The organism is Actinoplanes sp. NPDC048791, assembly GCF_040650095.1.
GTDB lineage: Bacteria > Actinomycetota > Actinomycetes > Mycobacteriales > Micromonosporaceae > Actinoplanes.
On the sequence record NZ_JBEZGQ010001151.1, the window covers coordinates 1 to 2443 of the forward strand.

A 2443-nucleotide genomic window follows, 5' to 3' on the forward strand; every position below is an offset into this window, starting at 1 on the left:
GGAGCCCTGCCAGCCGGGGCTGAGCGCGGGAATCCGCAGCGCCCGCTCGATCCGGTCGGCGGGGTGGCCCGGCAGGTACAGCAGACCGTCCACTTCGGCCACGCTCATCCGTTCCGGGCCGTCGGCGACCTTGAGGATCTCGTCGCCGGCCCGGATGTCGCCCTCCTGCAGCACCCGGAAGTAGAAGCCCGGCCGGTGGTGCTGCACGAGCAACGCCGGCATCCGGGGGTCGTCGAGCCGGATCCCGACCCGGTAGCAGGTGACCCGCGGCTGGGTCACCTCGAACAGTGCCGTCCCGATCCGGTAGCGGTCACCGATGCACACCTCGTCGTCCGGCAGCCCTTCGACGGTCAGGTTCTCGCCGAACTGGCCGTAGCCGAAGTCGTCGCGGCCGAGCAGCTGCTGCCAATACCGGTACGACTCCAGCTGGTACACGAAGACAGCCCGGTTCTCGCCGCCGTGCCCACCGAGGTCACCCTGCCCGTCGCCGTCGATGTTCAACCGGCGCACCGTGGCCGCGCCGCCGACCGGCTGTTTCCAGATACCGGTGTGGACCGTCCGTCCCTGCCACAGCACGTCCTTGGGCAGACCGACGTTGACCGAGCGCAGCATCGCCACCCCGCCATCCTCCACCCGTCCCGCCCGGCGGGGAACACCAACGGGCCGCGACAATGCCGCTATGACCGCAGCGAGGCCGGACGCCGGCTATTTCGACCAGTGGTACGCGGACATGGCCGCCTCACCCGCCCGCGACGCCATCATCGCCCGCGCCCTGCGACTGCCGCCGGAGCTGGCCGGCGTACTGCCCGAGCCGGCCGTCACCGAGCTGACCAGCGAACTACGCCTGCCCCGGGACGGGCTGCTGCTCGACGTCGCCTGCGGCCGCGGCGGCTACGGCATCGAGGTCGCCCACCACACCGGCACCCGCCTGGTCGGAGTCGACTTCTCGGCCGTGGCTTTGGAGCTGGCCACCGCCCTCGGCACCCGCCGGCTCCCCGCCGGCCGGGCCGAGTTCCGGCTCGGCACCCTGGTCGCGACCGGGCTGCCCGCCGGAGCCGCGGACGGGCTCATGTGCGTGGACGCGGTGCAGTTCGCCGATCCGCCGCTCGCCGCCCTGGCCGAGTTCCGCCGGCTCCTGGCGCCCGGCGGCCGGCTGGCCCTGACCTGCTGGGAAGCCGCCGACGGGCAGGCCCCGCCGCGGATCCAGGCGGTCGACCTCCGGCGCGACCTGCCGGCGGCCGGTTTTCTGGACGTACGGGTGCACGAGAGGCCCGACTGGCGCGAGGCGGAGCGCCGGGTGTGGCAGGAAGCCGTCGCGGCGGACGGGTCCGACCCGGCGGTACGGTCGCTGCAGGACGAGGGCCGCCGCTCGCTGGACACCTTCGCGTCCCTGCGCCGCGTCTTCGCCACCGCCACCGCCCCGTGACCGACCGGCGCAGCGCTCAACCGCCGCCGGCCCGGACCAGGCCTGACTCGTACGCGTAGACCACCGCCTGCACCCGGTCCCGCAGCCCGAGCTTCATCAGCACCCGCGCCACATGGGTCTTGACCGTGGCCTCGCCCACCCCCAGCTCCGCCGAGATCTCCGCGTTGGACATCCCCCGGGCCAGCAGTCGCAGCACGTCCACCTCGCGCGGAGTCAGCTCGTCCAGCTCGGGCGCCGGCGCCGGCCCCGGACGCCCCGCGAACGCCGAGATCACCCGCGTCGTGACAGCCGGGTCGAGCAGCGCCTCACCGCCGGCCACCACCCGGATCGCGGTGATCAGGTGCTCCGGGGAGGACACCTTGAGCAGGAAGCCGCTCGCCCCGGCCTGCAGCGCCCGGTACAGGTTCTCGTCGGTGTCGAAGGTGGTCAGCACGATGATCCGCGGCGGGTGCGGCGCCGCCAGCAGGGTCCGGGTGGCGCTGAGCCCGTCCTGGCGGGGCATCGCGATGTCCATCAGCACGACGTCCGGGCGCAGCCGCCGCACCACGCTGACCGCCTCGGTGCCGTCGCTGGCCTCGCCCACCACGGTCAGATCCGGCTCGGTCTCGATGACCATGCGCAGCCCGGCCCGCAGCATCCGCTGGTCGTCCGCGATCACCACCGAAATGCTCATCGGCTCACCTGCACCGGCACCGGCAGCCGCGCCCGCACCGAGAAGCCGCCCTCGGGGCGCGGCCCGGCCGTCAGCTCGCCGCCGAACAGCGTCACCCGCTCGCGCATCCCGATCAGCCCCTGACCCCCGCCCGACGGGGAGTGCGCCGCCTTGCCGTCGTCCTCCACCGTCAGGTGCAGCCCGTCCGTCCCGAAGTCGACGGTGACCGTCGCGCTCGCGGCGCCGGCGTGTTTGAGCACGTTGGTGAGGGAGGGCGGCGTCCAGCGGATCGTCGAAGACGGTGAGCCCGGTGTCGCAGGCGCCCGGATAGCTGGACTTGAGCGAGTCGACCTGTTCGATCGAGC

Annotated in this window: 4 protein-coding genes; 1 reads left to right on the forward strand and 3 read right to left on the reverse strand. The window is 73.5% G+C overall.

What is annotated here, in order from left to right; all coding sequences use genetic code 11:
* Positions 1 to 612 (reverse strand): MOSC domain-containing protein (locus AB0C29_RS43525; RefSeq protein WP_360833548.1); only part of this gene is annotated, 612 nt, incomplete at its 3' end.
* 67 nt (positions 613 to 679) lie between these two features.
* Here AB0C29_RS43525 and AB0C29_RS43530 point away from each other — a divergent pair.
* Complete coding sequence (locus AB0C29_RS43530) at positions 680 to 1426, forward strand: class I SAM-dependent methyltransferase (RefSeq protein WP_360833542.1); 747 nt, start codon at positions 680 to 682, stop codon at positions 1424 to 1426.
* Positions 1427 to 1442: 16 nt separating this feature from the next.
* Here the strand turns inward: AB0C29_RS43530 and AB0C29_RS43535 are convergent, their stop codons facing one another.
* Together AB0C29_RS43535 and AB0C29_RS43540 are read right to left on the reverse strand one after the other, a co-directional pair.
* Positions 1443 to 2099 carry a response regulator transcription factor gene (locus AB0C29_RS43535; protein WP_360833544.1) on the reverse strand — a complete coding sequence of 219 codons (657 nt, stop codon included), beginning with the start codon at positions 2097 to 2099 and terminating at the stop codon, positions 1443 to 1445.
* Positions 2096 to 2338, reverse strand: a complete 243-nt coding sequence (locus AB0C29_RS43540) for an ATP-binding protein (protein ID WP_360833546.1) — start codon at positions 2336 to 2338, stop codon at positions 2096 to 2098. The genes AB0C29_RS43535 and AB0C29_RS43540 overlap by 4 nt, the downstream gene beginning before the upstream one ends.
* Positions 2339 to 2443 lie beyond the last annotated feature (105 nt).

Coding starts and splice junctions, on each gene's coding strand:
- AB0C29_RS43530 (WP_360833542.1), top strand. CDS start 680: ATGACCGCAGCGAGGCCGGACGCCGGCTATTTCGACCAGTGGTACGCG.
- AB0C29_RS43535 (WP_360833544.1), bottom strand. CDS start 2,099: ATGAGCATTTCGGTGGTGATCGCGGACGACCAGCGGATGCTGCGGGCC.